Raw genomic sequence first — 19,713 nt, forward strand, 5'->3', positions numbered from 1 at the left:
AATAATTTAATAGAAAAGCTAGGAAAAGATAAAGGGAATTTTGCAGCTGCAATATTACTTGGCGAGACAAAAGGTTTAAACAGGCAAGTAATGCAGGATATGAGGCAAAGCGGTATATCACACGTGCTTTGTGTTTCAGGATTGCATCTATCTTTAGTTGTGATGATTATTTTCCTTACTACAAGGTTTTTATTATATCTTTCAAATTATTTGGCATATAATTTCAATATAAAATTAATCTCTGCTTATTGTTCGCTAATAGGAAGCTTTGGTTATTTAGAACTAAGCGGTATGCAAATAGCAGTGACTAGAGCTTTTATTACTGCTGCAATTTTTATTTACGGTATTATATTTACCGGACGCTCTTGCTTTCCCCCTTCATTCACTTGCAATTGCGGCTTTTATAATATTATCGTTAAATCCCGAATATATTTTTCATCCAAGTTTCCAATTATCTTTTATCGCCGTATTATCGCTTGTTGCCGGTTATGAATTTTACTTAAAGAATTCATGGTTACTTGGAGAAAAGAAAGGCATTTTTGGAGCAGTAAAATTTTATACAGCCTCAAATATTTATTCAAGCTTCTTAGCAAGCATCATAACGGCACCTGTAGTAATTAATCAATTCTTTATATTTGCTACTTACTCAGTACCAGCTAACCTCATTGTCGTTCCGATAACGTCATTTTTTCTTATGCCGCTTGCTTTGTTATCTCTGCCTTTTACCATGATCGGGTTTGATAACTATATCCTAAAGCTTATGGGATTCTTTATTGATATAATAATAAAATCAGCCGCCTATTTTAATAGTTTACCAGCTGCTGTATGGTATTTCGGTTATATTACCAATTTCAGCATATTACTCTTTTTATTCGGCTTTTTTGGATTTGTATATGGAAAACTGCTTGGCGTTTGCTTGGTCTTGCAATCATGGCAATATCTTTTATATTTATGTTCTACTCCCCAAAGCCGGAATTAATATTTGATGCAAATCATATGGCGGTAGGCGTTAAAGATAGAGAAAATAAACTAGTAATACATGCTGATACAATGCCTGCTTTCAATAGAACTCACTGGGCTAATTGGTTTGGACAAAAAGATAGTATGGTGTTACCTTTAGAGAATAATATTTTTTAACCAACTACGGACAAAAAATTGTCATTAATAAAGATAATCATTGTGAGAAAGCCGAAATTCATATTAATCTCAATTATAAATCTAAATGCCGCGGGAGCTTAATAACGATTAATAAAGATTTTTTTAAAAAAAGCCCTGTTACACTTATCTTTTGCAATAAAAAGGAATGTACGGTAAAATCTTAGTACCGGACTGTTTTTGTTCTATGTCATTCCCGCTCGGCATTGTTGCGTGAATAGGTTTATCCGTCATTGCAAGGAAAAACTGTAAGTTTTGACTAAGCAATCCAGTAAAAAATGCTAGTTTTTAACATTTTTTTATTATTTTTCTGGATTGCCACGCTCCTTACAGTCGCTTGCAATGACTACTCAGTAATGCCAAGCGGGAATGACATAAACGAGCCATATAACAAGGTCCAGTTTTTAGCTAGGATGACATCAAAGTCTTTTTAAAATATCCGATACTTTAGGTAAAATCGAATAATGCAAGTTACACACAAAATACTAAAAATCCCCTCAAAAGGATATAGAAAAATCTTGAGTCTCTTAAATGAAAAAGGACAAGCAAGACTTATAGGCGGCTGCGTACGTGATGCGTTACTAGATCTCTTACATAACAAAACTAATAAAGAGGAATTTGAAGGAGACACGGAACGCAGAATCGCAATGTACATAAACGTACGTGAGGATTCGAGTGCCGGATCGACGTACAAATTACCTTTAGAAGCAAGTTATCCAAGAGATCGACTTGAGAAAGGTAGCTACGATATAGATATAGCTACTAATTTGACACCTAGTGAAGTAACAAATATTTTATCTGGAGCTAAAATAAAAACTATTCCGACCGGTTTAAAATTCGGCACGATTACGGCTACTTTAAATAATGAAAAATTTGAGATCACGACTCTTAGGAAAGATATTGAATGTAACGGCAGACATGCCAAAATAATATTCACCAACGATTTTGCCGAAGATGCCGCAAGACGAGATTTTACTATTAATGCTTTAAGCTATTGTCCCTTTAAGAACGAGATATATGATTATTTTGAAGGGTTTAAGGATTTGCAGCAGGAAAAGGTTGTATTTATAGGGGAAGCTCTAGATAGAATTAAAGAAGATTATTTGCGAATTCTACGCTTTTTTCGGTTTTCTAGCTATTATGCGAATCAGCTTGATGATGGCAGCTTTAAAGCATGTAAAGCTTTAAAAGACGGCTTAAAAACTTTATCACGAGAGCGAATTAAAAGCGAAATGGATAAAATTATTGTTTCAAAAAGAGCAGCACAAATTTTAAAAGCTATGTTTGAAATAGGAATATTAGAACTAATATTCTCTATCCAAAATTATGAAATAAAATTTTTTGAGCAGGCAAATGATTTTAAATTAGAATTAGTTACTCGATATGCACTCTTATTATATTGTCAAAAAGATTTAAATTTAAAGGTCTTTCTAGATTGGAAATTCTCAAAACATGAAGCAATACAAATATTATCAATAACGAACTTTCTGAATGACGCTAAATTTAACATGAAAAAAATTTGGTTTGAAAAAAAGAATTATAAGGAATATTTATTATCAGCTAGCATAATCGGTAAATTAAATCATTCACAAGTAAAAGAATTTATTCTTAAATATGATGCGTTATTACGTCCTAAATTCCAAGTAAACGGTAATGATTTGTTAAATATGAATATAGAAAAAAAAGAGATAGGAGAAAAACTAGAATATCTAAAAAATTTTTGGATAGAGCAGGATTTTAAACCTAGTAAATTAGAATTGTTGGCGAAATTATGAGAGCTAGTAAGTCAAACCGTCATTGTGAGGAAAAATTGAAAATTTTGACGAAGCAATCTCGTGCCAAAATCCTGAGATTGCCACGCTCCTTTCAGTCGCTAGCAATGACGATTTGGTATCAACGCAAGCAAGCCTTCACAGAGATGACATACCTAACATTACTATTCCTTACATTCCTCAGCCTTACTAGCTATGCTAAGCCTAAGATAGTTGTAAGTATTATGCCAATCGGCAGTATTGTTTCGATGCTTGTTAAGGATAAAGCGGATATCGAGAGCTTAGCTATTAGTAGTGACTGTCCACATCATTATAATTTAAAACCTAATGATTTAGTAAAAGTCAAAAATTCTGATATAGCAATTTATATTAATGAACAATTTGACGGTTTTGCCGAGAAATTAATTGATAATCATAGCAAAAACATTATAAAAATCAGTGATATTAAATCTTTAACCACTATAAAAGATAATTGGCATATTTGGCTTGATCTTAATAATGCTGTGATTTTACTACAGGAATTTGCACGAATATTTAGTGAAAATTTTCCTGAGCTACAAGAAGATATTAATAATAACCTTTCAACAGCACTTAAAGAATTAAATAAGCTACAAGAGATTAAAAATAATGAGCTTGCAACGATAAAAGACGTAATTTTATTAAGTGACAGTAGCGAGTATTTTTTTCTTAATACTAATATTAAAACTGCAAAATTATATAGCGACAGTCAAAAAAGCCTCCGATATATAAGCAAGCTAGAAGATTTAATTAAAGAGTCTAATAACAAATGTCTTGTTTTAAGTAATGAACAAAATTCACGGTTATATGACAAATTAAACGCTAAAATAATAATATTAAATAGCGAAAACTGGAATGTGCAGAATATAGGTTCCAACACTTTTCAGAATCAATATTTACAAATGATTTATCAAGTTAAAAAATGCATACACTAAATAGCGAAGAAGAGACAAAGAAGCTTGCAAAACTTTTAGCACAAAGCTTAAAACCAAATGATATAGTTTTACTTAACGGTGACCTTGGAGCAGGTAAAACATTTTTTTGTCGTGAAATTATTAAATATTTTTGCGGTGAAAATACAAGCATTATAAGCCCGACTTTTAACTTACTGCAAACGTATAAAGCATCTAACTTCACTATATATCACTATGACCTGTATCGTCTTAAATCACCTGAAGAAATTTATGAACTTGGATTTGAAGAGGCATTAAACGGCAATTTAATTTTAATAGAATGGTCTGAAATTATTAAGCATTTACTTACTCCGCCTTTAATCGAAGTAAATCTAGAAGTATTAAATAATAATAAACGTTTATGTAGTATAATAACAAATCATAAAGAAAATTCACAATAATCTTCCCTTATTGATTTTTTACAAGATTCTCCGCTATTCGATACAAAACTTGATATTCAAAGAGATAAAAGGCCTACTAGAAAAGTTAAGTTATAATTATGAACTATTTAATTTTTCTTTTAAATAATTTATAAACTTCTCCATCATTTCTTTTTCCTATAAGAAAGATATTTAATATCTTATTTAAAAAATCCTTACTCTCTTCCTCTGATAAAAAACCGCTTTTACTCGCATTTTTTGCTTGCATTGCCCAATACATATCTTCAAGCTGATTAATTTTCTCATATTCTTCATGTGATATAAGAACAACTATGGGCTTACCGTATTATTAATATCTAACTAATCAATTGTCATGTAATAAAAACGCCTTTTCAATAGGAAGTAATTTTAATTCCGGTAACATCGGCATAATTAAATCTATTCCGGCTTTTTCGTTACTATTACCGTGTACCAATATAAAAGAACCATTTTGAACTTTTTCACCTTTAGCAAGCCATGCATTACTCCCAAGCGGAATAAATCCCAAATCTTTTAGTTTTTCTATTAATGTTTGATCGGAAACTAATCCAGGAAAACGAAAGAAAGGTGACGGAGCAATATTATAACTTACTAATATTTTCCCTGCTTCTAATACTTCATTTTCAAAATCATCTTTATTGGAAAGAAGGAAATTATCTTCAAGAGGTTTATCTTTAAAATAAGGATGACTAAATGAATGATTAACCCATGTTATTTGTAAATAACCGTTTTCTTGTTGTTTTAATAACCATAAGAATTCTTCTGTATGCTTATTAATCCATAATCCTGAAACACATATAGCAATCGGAATAGGTTTATTTAGTTTGATCGATAATTCTACGAGCTTTTTAAAAAAATCTTCTTCAAAGCTTTTGGAAGAAGGACACATGTCAATTGTCAAGAACTGTCCTTTTACTTTATACATGCTACTCGTAGCACCGTAATTTTGTTGTATATAAGGTGTAGAACTATATTTATTTAAAACTTTAATATACGGAGTTTTACTTAATTTTTTTAGAAGATTTTCTTTTTCTATTTTATTCGTAGGTAAAATTACCAGCTCTTGTAGGGCTATTTCAGTTTTAAAAGAATTCGGATCTACTAAAACGAAATATGATTTTTCATTATTTAAATAAGAACGAATAGCAATTCTTATTTTTTTATTTTCAGCAATTACAGGAAAAAATACCGGTTTATAATCAGTTATAATTACTGCTTTTTCACTTGCATAGCTTAAACTAAAAAACAATATTACAAAAATAAAACTTAAAATTCTTTTAATTTATTCGTCTCCATAACGCTCGTATAAAATTCCGCAATTTTCTCTTTTACAGCTAGAGGATTGTTCATTAAATTAACAGCACCTCTAAACTCTGCTGAATTCGGTAAACCGCTACTATACCAGCCAATATGCTTACGTGCAATAGGTACGCCCACAGATTCACCATAATAATCAAGTATTGCCTCATAATGCTCGGTTACGATATCTAGCTGCTCTGCTATAGAGGGAGCAGATTTTTCTTCACCTGTTTTAAGATAATGATCAATTTGTGAAATAAGCCAAGGTTTGCCATATGCTCCTCTACCGACCATAATACCGTCTGCACCGGATTTTTGTAGGGCTTCTTTTGCCTTAGCAAAATTAGTAATATCACCGTTAGCAATAACCGGAATCTTTACCGATTCTTTAACTGATCGTATAAAATCCCAATCGGCATTACCGGAATAAAACTGGCATCTAGTTCTACCGTGAACAGTAATCATCTGAACACCTGAGCTTTCAGCAATTTTGGCTAAAGTCGGAGCGTTTTTCGTATTATCATCCCAACCTATACGCATTTTAACGGTTACCGGCAATTTAACCGCTTCAACGGTAGCTTCAAAAATTTTAGCTGCCAGCTGCTCATCCCTCATTAGAGCCGAGCCTGAATAACCGCCTACTACTTTTTTCGCCGGACAGCCAAAATTAAGATCGATAATTTTTGCCCCCATACCCTCATTCATTTTAGCAGCTTCTGCTATCACATTCGGCTCACAGCCTGCTAGCTGTACGCAAGCACTTGTTTCATCATCACGCATAATGGCACTTTTTTTTAGTGACTGTCTAGATTCCACAATCATTGCTCTACTTGCTACCATTTCAGAAACTACAAGCCCTGCACCAAATCTTTTCACCAATCTTCTAAATTCCAAATCCGTAACACCCGACATTGGAGCTAGTATAATATTTGAAGAAAGCTCAATATTGCCAATTTTGATCATAAAAACCGTTATAAAAATAAACACTCATAATATCATAATTAAGTATTTTTGTCTAATATTACTAATTAAGAATAGACAAAAGCCGATTAATCTATTATAAGCTTAAGTTATATTTCTTGTTCTTACACCCTAATAAATGAAAGAATAGTATAGACGAAGATCAAATTGGAAAAGAGCAAGGAGTCTGTAAGCCGAGGAGCGGAGCGTATACTAATACGTGAGTATCTGAGGACTTACAAAGACGACGAAGCCAATTTTTCAAGTTCATCGAGTATATACGGCCACGTAGCTCAGTCGGTAGAGCAAAGGACTGAAAATCCTTGTGTCGTTGGTTCAATTCCAACCGTGGCCACCACCATTCCTTACTTTAAATCCCGTTATTTTATATCTTCAATTAAATTTCTATTGCATCTGTAAACTTATTTTTGTAATTTTAATTAACTTTAGGTTAATAAGGATAAATTATGTTTATACGTATAAAAAAATTTTTGGAATACATAAAGAATCAACACCTGAAGAATCAGATGAAATATTATATAATCAACTAATATCTTTACTAGAAAAATTAACGTGTGTAATACACACAAAAGATGAAGATAAAAAAGAAGTTGAAAAATTAATTGATAAAATAAAAAATACTAATTTATTTAATCAATCCGATGAGGATGGTAATACAGCCTTAATTTTAGCTGCTGATGCAGGTTTAGAAGAAGCTTGTTTAAAACTTATTCCCAAGATGTCTGACGGGCTATTAATACGATCGAGAATATACGTGGTCAGCCTGCATTAACAAAGGCTATGTGGCGTGATTTAGATAATGTTTGTATAGAGCTTATTCCAAGAATGTTTGGGGAAAATATTAACGCTATTGATAAATTCGGAAGGACATTGTTAATGCTTGCAGCCAAAAAAGGCATGATAGCAGTTTCTCTAGAGTTTATTAAGCTGCTGCCACCTGAGATGATTATTCGTGCTGATAATAATAGGAATATGGCTGCAAGCTACACAGATACGGACAAAGCATTTGCCGAGGTAAGGGAATTATTGCAAGAAAAACAACAAAACTTATTAAAAAATTTAGCTTCATTTCTAAATAAAACTTTTTTATAACAATGGTTTAGATAATTTTTTTAAAATTGCATATGCTACAAAATTCTATAAAAAAGTGAAAGTAAATAAGGAACTATTAGCATCTTATTTACAAGAACAAAATAATAATCCTGAATCTATTATAATAACGATGAATAATTTTATGAAATTATTCCCATTTGCCATTGCAGGAGTATATAAAAAATTCAACTGGAAATTCAATCGGATTCTAAAACCCTTTTTTACATTTATCATGCTTACCAAATGAAGCAATATGTTGTATTATCTCCCACTTAGAAAATGAAAAATGGGGATAGATGTTGAGTTGTCTGGAAAAAGTAGCGCTACATAGAATTAATAAAAAGGGACAATTTTGCCTTCATCTTTAATTTTTATGATGCTTATAAATTTTGTTATACAAAAAAGTATTACTTAATATACTATCGCTTGGTGGAGCAAATCATCTATACTCTTCTGCTTTCAAAAATTGCTCTTTCATTTTATCAAGGATTCGCATCCTCACCTCTCAAAATAAAATTCAATTCTTGAAAGCATTTGAGTATGCTTGCCTCCACCATTTAAATTCTGCTTATTTAATTACTCCCAGTTAATCAGTTTTTTAAAGTAATTAATTTTAATATAACAAAAAGTAATTTTCATTACTTTTTAAAGCTCGTATGTTCAATACAAAATCATTCTTATCATAGATAAAAATTTTAACTAAGTTTAGATATAATACAGTGCCAAGAATAATTGAACGAAATAAACCAAGCGATGCTTTTAAAAGTTGTTTATCGATTATAAGTATAACTTTTGGTATGGTAAATTGAATAAATTTCTAATTAATTTGTAGTAAGAATATGATGTGTAAGGTTTTTTAACTAAAATAAATTCTATTCTTAATTCCCTATTTATACCATTTGGATAAATTTCACGTAATAAGTATTTGTCTTTAATAAAAAAATCTAGATATGGCTCAATAATAGCTATTTCTACTGTTTTAGTGTTCATAACGGCTTAGTTCTCATTAGTTAAACTTAAATGATTCAAGTTTGATCACCAAGAAGCTAAGTTAAAGCCCGATTGGTGATCAGGGAGTTAGAAACACCGTCAACAAGAACAGCTGAGTAGTTTTTAGGCTTAAAGTTAATACTCTAAGCCCTGAACATGACTACTACCTCCCCGACCGTAAAATATCGAGGAATAAACCAATTTAACGGTGATTTTACCGCCTGTTGATGGAGGTTTCTATACTCCAGAACAACCTTAGCTGTTCCAAGATGATTCTAAGCAAAACTTTAAACAAGTCAATATGATTATTGATTTCAAAAATTGGTATTGCTCACATGACTCGTTTTATGTAATTCCCGCTTTCGCGGAAATGACATCGAGCGGGTTTTTCGAGCCATGCAACAAAGCTTACAGTCGTTTGCAATGACGATATCAATCTTTATTTTGCAATACCTTGTATGCTATCTGTAAAACAAGATTAAAGCGAATAGCGGGTTATCCACTCGCGTTGTTATAATACAAGGCTATCATTAGAATCATTTACTCCTAGTCCTGCAAGCATTATATTCTCCATTCTCGTCACATAGTCATAAGTTGCAGAATAACCTGAATTTATTAATGTTTCTTTTTGTTCAGCTGTGATATCAAAACTTAAAGCTGATATATTATGATCATCAATAAAAACTGTTCTATCATGATTCTGAAAACAACTTATCAAGTCAAAGCTTGTGAGAACTTCAGCTAATGCATATAGTTGATCCACAACAGTAGTAGTATCCACAAACGGTTTAGGTTCTGTACCATTCTGATAAGCTTCTAATATTTCTTTATTGATTGGTTTAAACCCAAGAGTTTTATAATTTTTATTATATGTTTGAGGGAGGCTTCGTGCTGCAGTTTTATCATCAAACACCTCAACCGGGTAATTATTCGTAACTCCACCATCCACATATGTTGAAACTACTCCTTGAACAGTTTTTTGTACGGACTGAAAATATATAGGAAAAGCCCCTGAAGCGTATACGAATTTTATGACTTTCTCATCAGAAGCATTTTCATAAGATAGAATTTCCGGAAATTGAGTACTGAGATTAGTACACACTAAGTATAAATCTATATTTGTTTTTTGACTGTCATGTAGCTGTTTAAAAGTAATATCGGGGTCAAATCCCTTGTCTTTTATATTGCCCTAAAAATTCTTCTAGATATTTCTCAGAATTTAACCCTCCGTAGAATACAAGATTATACACTTGGTCCCATTTACTAGTATGATCTGAAAATTTATTAAAATCAATTTTCTTAAGTATATCCTCAATTTCTTCCGGTTGATATCCTAGTGCTATGGAGAAAGCAGCTATTGCACCACCGGAAGCTCCAACTACTTTCTGGATATTTTTTTAAACAATCTTTGTCTTTTAATGCCTTTAGAGCACCTGCATATACGATGACTTTTACTTCACCACCTGCAAAGGCTAAGTTGTTTATTTCTAACATTTTCAATACCTTGATTTAGTTAATATAATTTAGGCTTTATTAAAAGAAATTAGATTATTAATATTTTTGTAAAAATTGATAAGATTTGTACTAAAATAGCTACTTCTATTTCAAAAAAGCTTTATAATTCAGCAACAAAAAATAGCTACAATATATTAATTTAATTCTTCTTAATAAAACGTAAATTAATATTAACTAAATATTTTTCTAGATATTAAGATAAATATTAGGTTTATATTAATAAAAATTAATATTTGTGACTTTTTATCTAGATCTTACAATCAAGTAGACGTTGTTGCGTGGATCGGTTTTTCCGTCATTACGAGGAATTTGCATAGCAATTGACGAAGCAATCTCAGGAGTTTGTTATTATTTCATGAGACTGCCACGCAGACTACGGCTGCTCGCAATGACGATATAATTCTTTACTTAGCAATACCTTTTATGCCACCTGTAAATTTTGTTGCATAATAAAACTATCACTTATATACTATCGCTAATGATTAATTTGCTTAAAGTTATATGGTAAGTAGTAATTTTTATAAAAATCTAGGGCCACGAAAACTAACAGCAATTATAGATTTTTTACACGATATTATAGCACCTCCTAAGATTCATGAAGATATAGCTATTCATGATATTAAAATTCTGCATGAAGCATCACCAAATGATATTAGCTTTTTAAGCAATCCTAAATACTCCGAATTTTTAAAAACTACCAAAGCTGCTGCTTGTATAGTGCCGAAAAATTTTACGGGAGAAGCAAATCCAAATACTGTTTTATTACACGCCCAGAACTCATATTTTGCTTACGGCAAATTAATAGATTTTTTTTATGCTCCTATTAAATCATACCCTGCTAAAATAATGAAATCCGCTATTGTTGCAGATTCGGCGACTATCGGAAAAAATTGTTATATAGGTCACAATGTAGTTATTGAAGACGATGTTATTATAGGTGATAATAGTATTATAGAAGCTGGAAGTTTTATAGGTAGAGGCGTAAATATCGGCAGAAACGCTAGAATAGAACAACATGTTTCAATAAATTATGCAATTATAGGTGACGACGTCGTAATACTTGCAGGTGCAAAAATTGGACAGGATGGGTTTGGATTTTCTACCGAAAAAGGCGTACATCACAAAATATTTCATATAGGAATAGTTAAAATCGGCAATAATGTTGAAATTGGTGCAAACACTACTATTGATAGAGGATCACTTCAAGATACAATTATAAAAGATTTATGCCGCATAGATAATTTAGTACAAATAGGGCATGGCGTCAAAATAGGTAAAGGCTCTATTATCGTAGCACAGACAGGTATAGCAGGAAGTAGCACGATCGGTAAATATTGTGCTCTTGGAGGGCAAGTAGGAATCGCCGGACATCTAAATATAGGCGACGGGGCACAGGTAGTGGCACAAGGCGGTGTAGCACAAAATATAGAAGCAGGTAAAATTGTCGGCGGCAGCCCTGCAATTCCTATTATGGATTGGCATAGACAATCTATTATTATGAAACAATTACTAAAGACCTCTAATAGCAAATTAAAAAAGTAACTTGCTATTGAAAAGAGCTTTGTTGTTGCATGAATACCTGAGTAGTCATTGTGAGCTAGGCTACGTGGCAATCCAAAAAAATTAGCAAAAAGTGCTGATTTTAGTACTTTTTACTAGATTGCTTCGTCAATTGCTATGCAAATTCCTCGCAATGACGGAAAATTTACATTAAAGAAGAGATCTAAATAAATGATCATAGATATTACTGAAATCATGGATTGGATACCTCATCGCTATCCATTTTTATTAGTAGATAGAGTACTTAAAATTGATCCTAACAAATCAATAACAGGTATTAAAAACGTTACCGTTAACGAACCGCAATTTACAGGACATTTTCCGGCAAGGCCTGTTATGCCTGGTGTTCTAATGGTTGAGGCTATGGCACAATTAGCTGCTATATTAGTTGCTAAATCTTTAGGTTCTACTAAGAATAAAGAAGTGTTTTTAATGGCTATCGAAAATGCAAAATTTCGTAGAATTGTTCAGCCGGGGGATACTATGCATATCCACGCTGTTATTGATCAGCAAAGAGCTAACGTATGGAAATTTTCAAGTACGGTTACGGTCGAAGGTGAAATAGCTGCAGAAAGTAAGTTTACCGCAATGATTAAAGATAAAGCATAGGGACATAGTGTCAAATTCTAATATCCATACTACAGCTGTAATTGCAGAAGGTGCAAAGCTTGGTAAAAACGTAAAAATCGGACCGTATTGTATTATAGGTCCTGAAGTTGTGCTTCATGACAATGTCGAACTAAAATCCCATGTAGTAATTGAAGGGATTACCGAAATCGGCGAAAATACCGTAATCTATCCTTTTGCATCAATAGGTCAACCTCCACAAATCTTAAAATATGCTAATGAGCGATCAAGCACGATAATTGGCTCTAATAATACTATTAGAGAATATGTTACGGTACAAGCAGGAAGCCAAGGCGGTGGAATGATGACAAGAGTAGGAAATAATAATTTATTTATGGTCGGCGTCCATATAGGTCATGATTGTAAAATCGGCAATAATGTAGTATTTGCTAATTATGTAAGCCTAGCAGGTCATATTGGGGTAGGTGATTATGCAATAATCGGCGGACTGTCTGCCGTACATCAATATGCTAGAATCGGTGAATATTCGATGATCGGCGGGCTATCACCGGTCGGAGCAGATGTAATACCGTTTGGGCTTGTAAGTAGCAAACGTGCGGTGCTTGAGGGCTTAAATCTAATCGGTATGAATAGAAAAGGGTTTGATAAAGTAAAGTCTTTAAGTGCTTTAAAAGCTATCGAAGAAATCTTCTCAGGTGAAGGTAATTTTGCTGAGCGTATAAAACAAATTGCTGAGAAATATAACAATAATTCTATAGTAATACAAATTATCGATTTTCTTAATCAAGATAGTAGTAGAGCATTTTGTCGTTTTGAGAAGTAAATTTATTTAACTAGCGGTATGTAACACTTTGTGTTACAATTAAATATTATAAGGAGGATAAAAATGACAAAAAGTATTACGACTAGTATACGCTTAGAAATAAATAACTTGAAAAAGCAACTTATGATTTACACCGTGAAAAAAGCTGGATAATTAGTGAAGCAATACGTATATATCTTAAACAACTAGAAAATTTAGACCTAGCCAAAGAAGCTAAACGTCAATCCTTATTAGCTAGTAAAGAAAACAATCCTGATGCCGACTTATGGTTAAAACACAATGAAGAAAGTTGGTTAGATGAATGGAAATAATAGAAATTAAAAAAAGATATATTGTGGTGTAATATCTGGAGATTATGGTAAACCTCGCCCCGCTTTTGTTGTTTAATCTAATTTATATAAAAATCATCCCTGTATAACAGTTTGCCCTCTAACAACGGATTTAATAGATGCCCCAACTTTTCGCCTGTTATTGACTCCTACAGAGCTAAATGGTCTTAATTTAGAATCTCATATTATGGTTGAAAAATTAGTGCTATAAGAAGTGATAAAATTCAAAAAAAATTGGTGAATTATCACCTGAACAACTAGAAGAGTTAATTGAAGCTATTAAATTATGGATGAATTAGCCACTAATTTTCTCATTTTTTCTTGCAAAGAGTTTTGGCGTAAACGAGTTTTCAAGCTCTTAAAATCAACTATTTCTGCATTTTGATTTTGCTGGCTACATGCAAAAATATATTTCTGCTCTCCTTTAACTTTTTGAATACATTGTCCGCAAATTCCTTTCATCATACATTGCATCGATGAATTAACGCTAACTATTATTTTTGTATTTTCACTGAATATTTCATTTTTTAGACTTTGCAATTCTTCTATTATTTCAGGAGAAGCATTAATTATTACTATATCCACTGAAACTAATTTACGGATTTTTATATCAGGATAGGTAACAAATATAACTTCATTATTATTTTCTTTTAGAACTTTTAATAAGCCTATATTACCGGCTTCGAAATCAACAATAACTATTTTTTTATTTTGAGGTATTTCTAGCGGCGAACCTGTCGGTCCCATTAAAACTACTTTCTCATTTTCGGATAATGTTTTACATAAGCTAGTAGATTTACCGACTTCAAAAACTATAAAGCTAATTAAGCCTTTTTCTACATCAATATCGATAGGACTTAAGGCTACAGGCTCTATTAACTTAGCAGCATCTTCAGAATAATTTTGTAAGCGAAAAAACTGTCCGAACTTAAAATTTTTAGCAGCAAGCGGCGAATGAATTATCAACTCGAAAGTTTTATCATCTAAAATATTTATTTTATTAACCCTAGAAGTCAGCAAATAATCAAGCTGCGTACAAAAATCTTTATAACTACCTTTAAAGCTAGGATTATTATTTATAAGCTTTTTGTTAATAGCGTCGTACCCTTCTTTGGTACTAGCAAGAGCCTTCACTACACTACTCGAATATTTAGGATTACAATCACCGAAATAACTATATTTATCCTCATCGAATTGAGTGTTATTTTCTATACCGATTGCCATAATCACGGTTTTGGTTTTAATGTCATTGCGAGGAAATGCGTAGCATTGACGCGGCAATCTTGTTAAGCCAAACTCCTGAGATTGCCACGCAGTCTTTGACTGCTCGCAATGACGGTTTCGATTCTCAAACTCCACAGATTCCACATGACCGTATTTATCAACATTAATCCTTAAAGGTTGCATATTTTCCTTAAAATCAACACCGAGTGCTAATGCATATATTAGCTCTTCGTGATTTAATTTATATGCCGGCGAATCTTGCAATCTTCCACGATAGTAGACAGTAGCACCCCCAAGCTTATTAAAAACCTTTCTTAATTCTTCATTATTCTTAGCTTCTTTAAACAATTTTGCATGAGCAATAAATTCTTCAGCTATTTCTTTATCTTCCTCCGTTAAATCTTTTTCTATATAATCTTCGGCAAATTCCTCTACTTGTTTTTTATAGTAATATAAACTTTCCGTTGCTGCGTCTAAGGAAGTAAGACCGCCGCCTATTACCGCAATCGGCATCCTAATTACCATATTAGTACTAGAATTTTTCAAAAATGCCCCTCCGTTTTGCAAAGTCATTAAGAAATCAGAAGCCGTTTTTACGCCCTTAGCTTCAAAATTTTCTATATCCAAAACTTTCGGCTGACCTGCTCCAATGCAAAAAGCTATATAGTCAAAACCCAAATCGAAAGCTTGTTCTTTCGTTATATTAAAATCTAAAGCTACTCCGTCATAATATTTGAAATTATTATTTCTCTCTAATATTAGCCGCAATATATCGAGATTGTTTTTATCCCACCGAACGGTAATCCCATATTCCGCTACCCCTCCAAATCCTCTTGGCATTCTTTCCGATAACAAATTTTTATATTCATGCCAAAATTTTATAGGCTTATGAACGTCAAAAGGCAGTAGAGTAATTCTTAAACCGTCAATAGCCACAACATTATGACCTGACCGTAATAAATAATAGCTAAGACTAAAACCTGCAGGACCAAGACCGGTAACTAAAATATTATAATTAGTAGGTTCTTTCGGAAGCGGTGCATAAATATTAAGCGGATTCCAACGAGTAAGCAGTAAATATATCTCTAAGCCGTAAGGTAATTTAAGCGTTTCTTCTAAAATATTTGATTCTATTAATGGGATATTTACCGGATCTTGCTTTTGGTAAATACAAGCTTTTGAGCAATCATTACAAATCCTATGACCTGTTGCTGCAACCATCGGATTATCAATAACGATAATAGCAAGAGCACCTAGGTTAAAACCTTGTGCCTTAACATAGTTCATTTCAGAAATTTTTTGTTTTAACGGGCAGCCTTGTTTTAAATCCGTCATTGCGAGCGACTGCAAGGAGCGTGGCAATCTCGTCAAATCTCCTGAGATTGCCACGTCGCTTCGCTCCTCGCAATGACGATTCTGAGGTTGCAGTAACCCCTTAGAACAGCTATCCTTATCTTGCTTATGGCAATAAATACAATAATGAGAATGGTTTAAAGCTTCATCTAGATTTAAAAAAGAATCTGTATAGTCAAAATCTACTCTCTCATTTTTTTGATATTTTAATATTTTTTTATCGTCTATTAGATTTTCTTTATCTAGTTTTTGTGGGAGGTTGAATAGGATGTTATCCTGTGGCTTGATACCCTCACACAAATAAACCCTATACGCAGCATACCTAGCTGCTATGTCTAATTCTTCTGCAAAACTTTCTTCTGCCTGTTGCCATATAACTATTTGTTTGGCAAATTCTCTAGAAGTAAAATTCGCACCTATTAAATCAGTTAGCTTTAAATACACATCTTCAAAATCAATATCTTTTATTTTTTCCGGTGGATATTTTTTTACGGCAACACGTTGAACAAATTTTCTTTTACATTCATAAATAATATCAAAATCTTTATGTTTTAACCTTGATATCGTTATTTCTTTTGAAATACAAAATAACTCTGCTAAAAAATCGTCTAAATGAGGGGAAATTTTTAGCAAAAATTCGGAATAATCTTTTGGAATAATGGAGAGAGGAGTCGATCTAAATAACATTAAATCTTTATGCAAAGATCTATCGGCTTTAAAGAGATAATCTAAAAATATTTGATCTAATTTTTTAAGTCCGGTTAAATCTAATTCATTAAAATCTAGATTAAAACCAAGTTTCATAAATAATAAATAACTCTTTTAGAAAATTGTCTATAAATTAAATAACTAATACAAACAGTACTAAATGCAACTATAATAGACTTAACTATCAGCATCATATCCGGTAATGTTCCGTCAATCACCAACGCTTGTACGGGTCTTATAACTAAAAAGAACGGATTAAATTCAAAATATATCTTTTTAGACTCCGGAATTAGCGAATATGGATAAACTATCGGTATACTCCAATAAATAACTCCAAGAATAACACTCAACATTTGCGGAATATCTCGAATATACGGCGTTAAAAATGCTACTGCGATAGAACCGCTAATCACACATATTATTAAGGGCAAAATTAATATCGGCATAAATATTATTTGCCAAGAAAATTTTTCTGGAAATAATAAAATAAAAGCAAAATACATTGCCGAAAATGAGCAAATTAAAGTATATAATTGCCCTAAACTATCCGCAACAGGAAAAAAAGTCTTAGAAATTCTAACTTTTTTTATTATTTGATCACGTGTAACTAAAGAACTTGAACAAATCGTTAAGCTGCTTACTATAAAACTCCACAAAGGAATACCACCGACTAAGTTCATTACCATAAATTCTCTCGGCTGTCTTAATAAAAAACCAAAAAAATATGAAATTACCATTATGTGAATAAAAGGCTGAATTAAACTCCATAAAGAACCTAAAAAAGAATCTTTATTTTGCCTAATTATAGAAGCTTTAACTAGTAATGCTATTGCCCGCCAGTATTTTTTAGAAAAAAAATACTTTATCATTTATGAATTTCCTTGTTGTTGGTTATAGATTTTAAACATTTCCGATGGTGTACCATCACCTATAATATTGCCGTCTTTTAATAAAATACATCTATCGCAATTATCTTTTATAATTTCTTCTTGATGGCTTACTATTATTGAAATAGGAGTATTTTTAAATTTATTCTTCATTAAACTAAGAGATTTTTCTATAAAATAGCTATCGCCTGCCGCAAAAACTTCATCAAGTAATAGAATCTGCGGATTTTGAAATATCGATACAGAAAAAGCAAGACGTGATAACATACCGGAGCTATAAATTTTTATCGGTAAATCAATTTTACTACCAAGTTCTGAAAAATCTATAATTTCTTTTTCAATTTTTTTGCTATATTTATCCAGCATATTATTATATAGCATTAACATTTTTATATTTTCACGACCAGTTTGCTCAGACTCAAAACCAACTCCCATATCTATAATTGCCGCAATATCTCCATGAACTTTGACTGTACCGGATTTTAACGGATATATTCCGGCGATTAGCTTTAGAAACGAACTTTTTCCCGAACCGTTACTCCCTATAAAAGCTATTTTTTCTCCCTCATAACAAGAAAAATTAATATTGTTTAATATAGGTATATTTGGAGAAAGAGAGACTCCTTTTTTCAAGAAGAAATGCTTTAAACCTTGAGCTCTTTTATGAGTATCAATACCTTCAACATAACCATTAGTTATCTCTATAAATACTTTTGGATGGCTAAGTGACATAAAATAAATATTAAATAGATTTATTAATCCAATCTAAAAGAGATTTTTTTTGTTGCAAACCTATTTTAGTATCTTTTTGTTCACCATTTTTAAATAACATTATCGTTGGAATACTACGAATACCGTATTCTGAAGGAGTGTTAGGATTTTCATCAATATTCATTTTAAGTACTTTTACTTTGCCTTGTAATTCTTTACTGATTTCATCTATTATCGGTGTTAACATTTTACACGGTCCGCACCATTCTGCCCAAAAATCAACCAGTACAGGTAAATCCGATTCTAATACTTCCTTTTTAAAAGAGCTATCCATTACGTTATTTGCCATAAATTCCTCTATGTTTTTGTAGCATTGTCCATATATGGACAACATCTATATTTATAAATAAAATTATAAAGTACAGACTTCTACTTGTAAATAATGAAAATCTTTTTATTTATTATATTTATTTTTTCTATTATAATATATTTGCATTATTAAAGCTGCTGTTTCCTCTATTGATCTAGTCGACACATCAATTACCGGCCAATTTCTTTGATCACAAATTTTTCTGACTTCTAGGCACTCTTTTTGTACTATATTAAAATCCGTATAGCTTTTATTTTCGTTAATTTGTAATAGATTTAATCTAGCTTCTCTTATCTCAATTAACCTATTTGGATTAATAACGAGTCCTACTACCAATTGATCTATATCTTTTTCTATAAAATCAGGAAAGGGGCAATTATAAACATAAGGAATATTGGCAGCTTTTAAACCGTTATACGCTAGAAATACGGAAGTCGGTGTCTTAGAAGTTCTAGAAGGACCTATTAATATTATATCAGCCTCTGATAATTCATTAAGCATTTGTCCGTCATCATGTCTTATAGCATAATCTATGGCATTAAGTGTATCAAAATAAGTTTTATCAAATTTATAATTGTAATTCTGTTCTTTTTCTATTTCAATACCTGAAAAAACAGACATTTCTTTAATAATTTTACCTATTACAGAAATACATGGAATTTTTAATTCATAGCAAAATTTCGTTAAAGCTTTTCGGAGTTCTTGATCAGCAATCGTGTATAATACTATCCCATGTTTATATTCTATTTTACTTAATACTTCATTTAGCAATTCCAAATTTCTAATCATTGGCCAATGATATAATTTTGGTTTTAAGGAAGTAAATTGTGTAAGGGCAGAATTTGCTGCATATTTTGCAGTTTGCACGGAAGAGTCTGAAACTAAGTGAATAATTAGCTTTGTCATACTTTACACATGTAATTGTGGATAAATTTTTTAATAACTTATTATTTTTCCTATTAAAAC

The 19,713-nt window shown here is 31.8% G+C and carries 18 protein-coding genes, 1 tRNA gene and 4 pseudogenes; 13 read left to right on the forward strand and 10 right to left on the reverse strand.

Features of this window, described 5'->3' with window-relative positions; all coding sequences use genetic code 11:
- Positions 1-99 precede the first annotated feature (99 nt).
- From C4Q30_RS09765 to tsaE, 5 genes and pseudogenes are all read left to right on the forward strand, one after another.
- A pseudogene (locus tag C4Q30_RS09765) lies at positions 100-979 on the forward strand (ComEC/Rec2 family competence protein).
- A complete protein-coding gene (locus C4Q30_RS09770; protein WP_245207492.1) occupies positions 931-1,137 on the forward strand; it encodes a hypothetical protein in 207 nt (68 codons plus the stop codon). The pseudogene C4Q30_RS09765 and the gene C4Q30_RS09770 overlap by 49 nt, the downstream one beginning before the upstream one ends.
- Before the next feature lie 482 nt (positions 1,138-1,619).
- Complete coding sequence (locus C4Q30_RS05090; protein ID WP_103897401.1) at positions 1,620-2,930, forward strand: palindromic element RPE1 domain-containing protein; 1,311 nt, start codon at positions 1,620-1,622, stop codon at positions 2,928-2,930.
- Positions 2,927-3,880: a metal ABC transporter solute-binding protein, Zn/Mn family gene (locus C4Q30_RS05095; RefSeq protein WP_103897402.1), complete on the forward strand. Its 954-nt coding sequence runs from the start codon at positions 2,927-2,929 to the stop codon at positions 3,878-3,880. The genes C4Q30_RS05090 and C4Q30_RS05095 overlap by 4 nt, the downstream gene beginning before the upstream one ends.
- Positions 3,868-4,395: pseudogene (tsaE, locus tag C4Q30_RS05100) on the forward strand (tRNA (adenosine(37)-N6)-threonylcarbamoyltransferase complex ATPase subunit type 1 TsaE). The gene C4Q30_RS05095 and the pseudogene tsaE overlap by 13 nt, the downstream one beginning before the upstream one ends.
- Positions 4,396-4,402: 7 nt before the next feature.
- On the opposite strand, the gene C4Q30_RS09070 reads toward tsaE, so the two are convergent.
- From C4Q30_RS09070 to dusB, 3 genes are all read right to left on the reverse strand, one after another.
- Positions 4,403-4,546 (reverse strand): hypothetical protein, encoded by a 144-nt coding sequence (locus tag C4Q30_RS09070; protein ID WP_172795061.1) that lies wholly within the window; start codon positions 4,544-4,546, stop codon positions 4,403-4,405.
- Between the two features lie 96 nt (positions 4,547-4,642).
- On the reverse strand, positions 4,643-5,599 hold the full coding sequence (locus C4Q30_RS05110) for a polysaccharide deacetylase family protein (protein ID WP_103897403.1): 957 nt from the start codon (positions 5,597-5,599) through the stop codon (positions 4,643-4,645).
- Positions 5,584-6,579, reverse strand: a complete 996-nt coding sequence (dusB, locus tag C4Q30_RS05115; RefSeq protein WP_103897738.1) for a tRNA dihydrouridine synthase DusB — start codon at positions 6,577-6,579, stop codon at positions 5,584-5,586. The genes C4Q30_RS05110 and dusB overlap by 16 nt, the downstream gene beginning before the upstream one ends.
- A 279-nt stretch (positions 6,580-6,858) precedes the next feature.
- On the opposite strand from dusB, the gene C4Q30_RS05125 reads away from it, so the two are divergent.
- From C4Q30_RS05125 to C4Q30_RS05135, 3 genes are all read left to right on the forward strand, one after another.
- Positions 6,859-6,934 (forward strand) — tRNA-Phe (locus tag C4Q30_RS05125).
- Positions 6,902-7,369 (forward strand): ankyrin, encoded by a 468-nt coding sequence (locus tag C4Q30_RS09775; RefSeq protein WP_245207493.1) that lies wholly within the window; start codon positions 6,902-6,904, stop codon positions 7,367-7,369. The genes C4Q30_RS05125 and C4Q30_RS09775 overlap by 33 nt, the downstream gene beginning before the upstream one ends.
- A gap of 8 nt (positions 7,370-7,377) precedes the next feature.
- Positions 7,378-7,689, forward strand: coding sequence for a hypothetical protein (locus C4Q30_RS05135; RefSeq protein WP_245207494.1), 312 nt, complete (start codon positions 7,378-7,380; stop codon positions 7,687-7,689).
- A 1,501-nt stretch (positions 7,690-9,190) separates the two neighbouring features.
- Here the strand turns inward: C4Q30_RS05135 and C4Q30_RS05145 are convergent.
- Entirely contained in the window at positions 9,191-9,862 is a 672-nt protein-coding gene (locus C4Q30_RS05145) for a patatin-like phospholipase family protein (RefSeq protein WP_342447541.1), read from the reverse strand.
- A complete protein-coding gene (locus tag C4Q30_RS10715) occupies positions 9,843-10,070 on the reverse strand; it encodes a patatin-like phospholipase family protein (protein ID WP_103897405.1) in 228 nt (75 codons plus the stop codon). The genes C4Q30_RS05145 and C4Q30_RS10715 overlap by 20 nt, the downstream gene beginning before the upstream one ends.
- Positions 10,071-10,695: 625 nt before the next feature.
- Between C4Q30_RS10715 and lpxD the strand changes: the two genes are divergently transcribed.
- The 5 genes and pseudogenes from lpxD to C4Q30_RS10720 all read left to right on the forward strand — a co-directional run bounded on the left by lpxD (position 10,696) and on the right by C4Q30_RS10720 (position 13,755).
- Positions 10,696-11,736 (forward strand): UDP-3-O-(3-hydroxymyristoyl)glucosamine N-acyltransferase, encoded by a 1,041-nt coding sequence (lpxD, locus tag C4Q30_RS05165; protein ID WP_103897407.1) that lies wholly within the window; start codon positions 10,696-10,698, stop codon positions 11,734-11,736.
- A 189-nt stretch (positions 11,737-11,925) separates the two neighbouring features.
- The gene (gene fabZ, locus C4Q30_RS05170) at positions 11,926-12,363 is read left to right on the forward strand and encodes a 3-hydroxyacyl-ACP dehydratase FabZ (protein ID WP_017443477.1); all 438 of its coding nucleotides are present in this window, start codon (positions 11,926-11,928) and stop codon (positions 12,361-12,363) included.
- A 7-nt stretch (positions 12,364-12,370) separates the two neighbouring features.
- Complete coding sequence (gene lpxA, locus C4Q30_RS05175) at positions 12,371-13,165, forward strand: acyl-ACP--UDP-N-acetylglucosamine O-acyltransferase (RefSeq protein WP_014013725.1); 795 nt, start codon at positions 12,371-12,373, stop codon at positions 13,163-13,165.
- Positions 13,166-13,228: 63 nt separating this feature from the next.
- Positions 13,229-13,476: pseudogene (locus C4Q30_RS10500) on the forward strand (hypothetical protein).
- A gap of 16 nt (positions 13,477-13,492) precedes the next feature.
- A pseudogene (locus C4Q30_RS10720) lies at positions 13,493-13,755 on the forward strand (type II toxin-antitoxin system PemK/MazF family toxin).
- Between the two features lie 18 nt (positions 13,756-13,773).
- On the opposite strand, the gene C4Q30_RS05190 reads toward C4Q30_RS10720, so the two are convergent.
- The 5 genes from C4Q30_RS05190 to C4Q30_RS05210 all read right to left on the reverse strand — a co-directional run bounded on the left by C4Q30_RS05190 (position 13,774) and on the right by C4Q30_RS05210 (position 19,653).
- Positions 13,774-16,875: an FAD-dependent oxidoreductase gene (locus C4Q30_RS05190; protein ID WP_103897408.1), complete on the reverse strand. Its 3,102-nt coding sequence runs from the start codon at positions 16,873-16,875 to the stop codon at positions 13,774-13,776.
- Positions 16,872-17,648 carry an ABC transporter permease gene (locus tag C4Q30_RS05195; protein WP_103897409.1) on the reverse strand — a complete coding sequence of 259 codons (777 nt, stop codon included), beginning with the start codon at positions 17,646-17,648 and terminating at the stop codon, positions 16,872-16,874. Before C4Q30_RS05195 ends, C4Q30_RS05190 begins: the two co-directional genes overlap by 4 nt.
- Positions 17,649-18,398 carry an ABC transporter ATP-binding protein gene (locus tag C4Q30_RS05200; protein WP_012150227.1) on the reverse strand — a complete coding sequence of 250 codons (750 nt, stop codon included), beginning with the start codon at positions 18,396-18,398 and terminating at the stop codon, positions 17,649-17,651. It abuts the gene before it with no gap.
- A 10-nt stretch (positions 18,399-18,408) separates the two neighbouring features.
- Positions 18,409-18,726 (reverse strand): thioredoxin, encoded by a 318-nt coding sequence (gene trxA / locus C4Q30_RS05205; protein WP_014408103.1) that lies wholly within the window; start codon positions 18,724-18,726, stop codon positions 18,409-18,411.
- A gap of 105 nt (positions 18,727-18,831) precedes the next feature.
- Positions 18,832-19,653: a pyruvate, water dikinase regulatory protein gene (locus tag C4Q30_RS05210; protein WP_103897410.1), complete on the reverse strand. Its 822-nt coding sequence runs from the start codon at positions 19,651-19,653 to the stop codon at positions 18,832-18,834.
- Positions 19,654-19,713 lie beyond the last annotated feature (60 nt).

Origin of the sequence: Rickettsia fournieri (assembly GCF_900243065.1) — a bacterium.
GTDB lineage: Bacteria > Pseudomonadota > Alphaproteobacteria > Rickettsiales > Rickettsiaceae > Rickettsia > Rickettsia rickettsii.

Coding starts and splice junctions, on each gene's coding strand:
- C4Q30_RS09770 (WP_245207492.1), top strand. CDS start 931: ATGGCAATATCTTTTATATTTATGTTCTACTCCCCAAAGCCGGAATTA.
- C4Q30_RS05090 (WP_103897401.1), top strand. CDS start 1,620: ATGCAAGTTACACACAAAATACTAAAAATCCCCTCAAAAGGATATAGA.
- C4Q30_RS05095 (WP_103897402.1), top strand. CDS start 2,927: ATGAGAGCTAGTAAGTCAAACCGTCATTGTGAGGAAAAATTGAAAATT.
- C4Q30_RS09070 (WP_172795061.1), bottom strand. CDS start 4,546: ATGCAAGCAAAAAATGCGAGTAAAAGCGGTTTTTTATCAGAGGAAGAG.
- dusB (WP_103897738.1), bottom strand. CDS start 6,579: ATGATCAAAATTGGCAATATTGAGCTTTCTTCAAATATTATACTAGCT.
- C4Q30_RS05135 (WP_245207494.1), top strand. CDS start 7,378: ATGTGGCGTGATTTAGATAATGTTTGTATAGAGCTTATTCCAAGAATG.
- lpxD (WP_103897407.1), top strand. CDS start 10,696: ATGGTAAGTAGTAATTTTTATAAAAATCTAGGGCCACGAAAACTAACA.
- fabZ (WP_017443477.1), top strand. CDS start 11,926: ATGATCATAGATATTACTGAAATCATGGATTGGATACCTCATCGCTAT.
- C4Q30_RS05190 (WP_103897408.1), bottom strand. CDS start 16,875: ATGAAACTTGGTTTTAATCTAGATTTTAATGAATTAGATTTAACCGGA.
- C4Q30_RS05195 (WP_103897409.1), bottom strand. CDS start 17,648: ATGATAAAGTATTTTTTTTCTAAAAAATACTGGCGGGCAATAGCATTA.
- C4Q30_RS05200 (WP_012150227.1), bottom strand. CDS start 18,398: ATGTCACTTAGCCATCCAAAAGTATTTATAGAGATAACTAATGGTTAT.
- trxA (WP_014408103.1), bottom strand. CDS start 18,726: ATGGCAAATAACGTAATGGATAGCTCTTTTAAAAAGGAAGTATTAGAA.
- C4Q30_RS05210 (WP_103897410.1), bottom strand. CDS start 19,653: ATGACAAAGCTAATTATTCACTTAGTTTCAGACTCTTCCGTGCAAACT.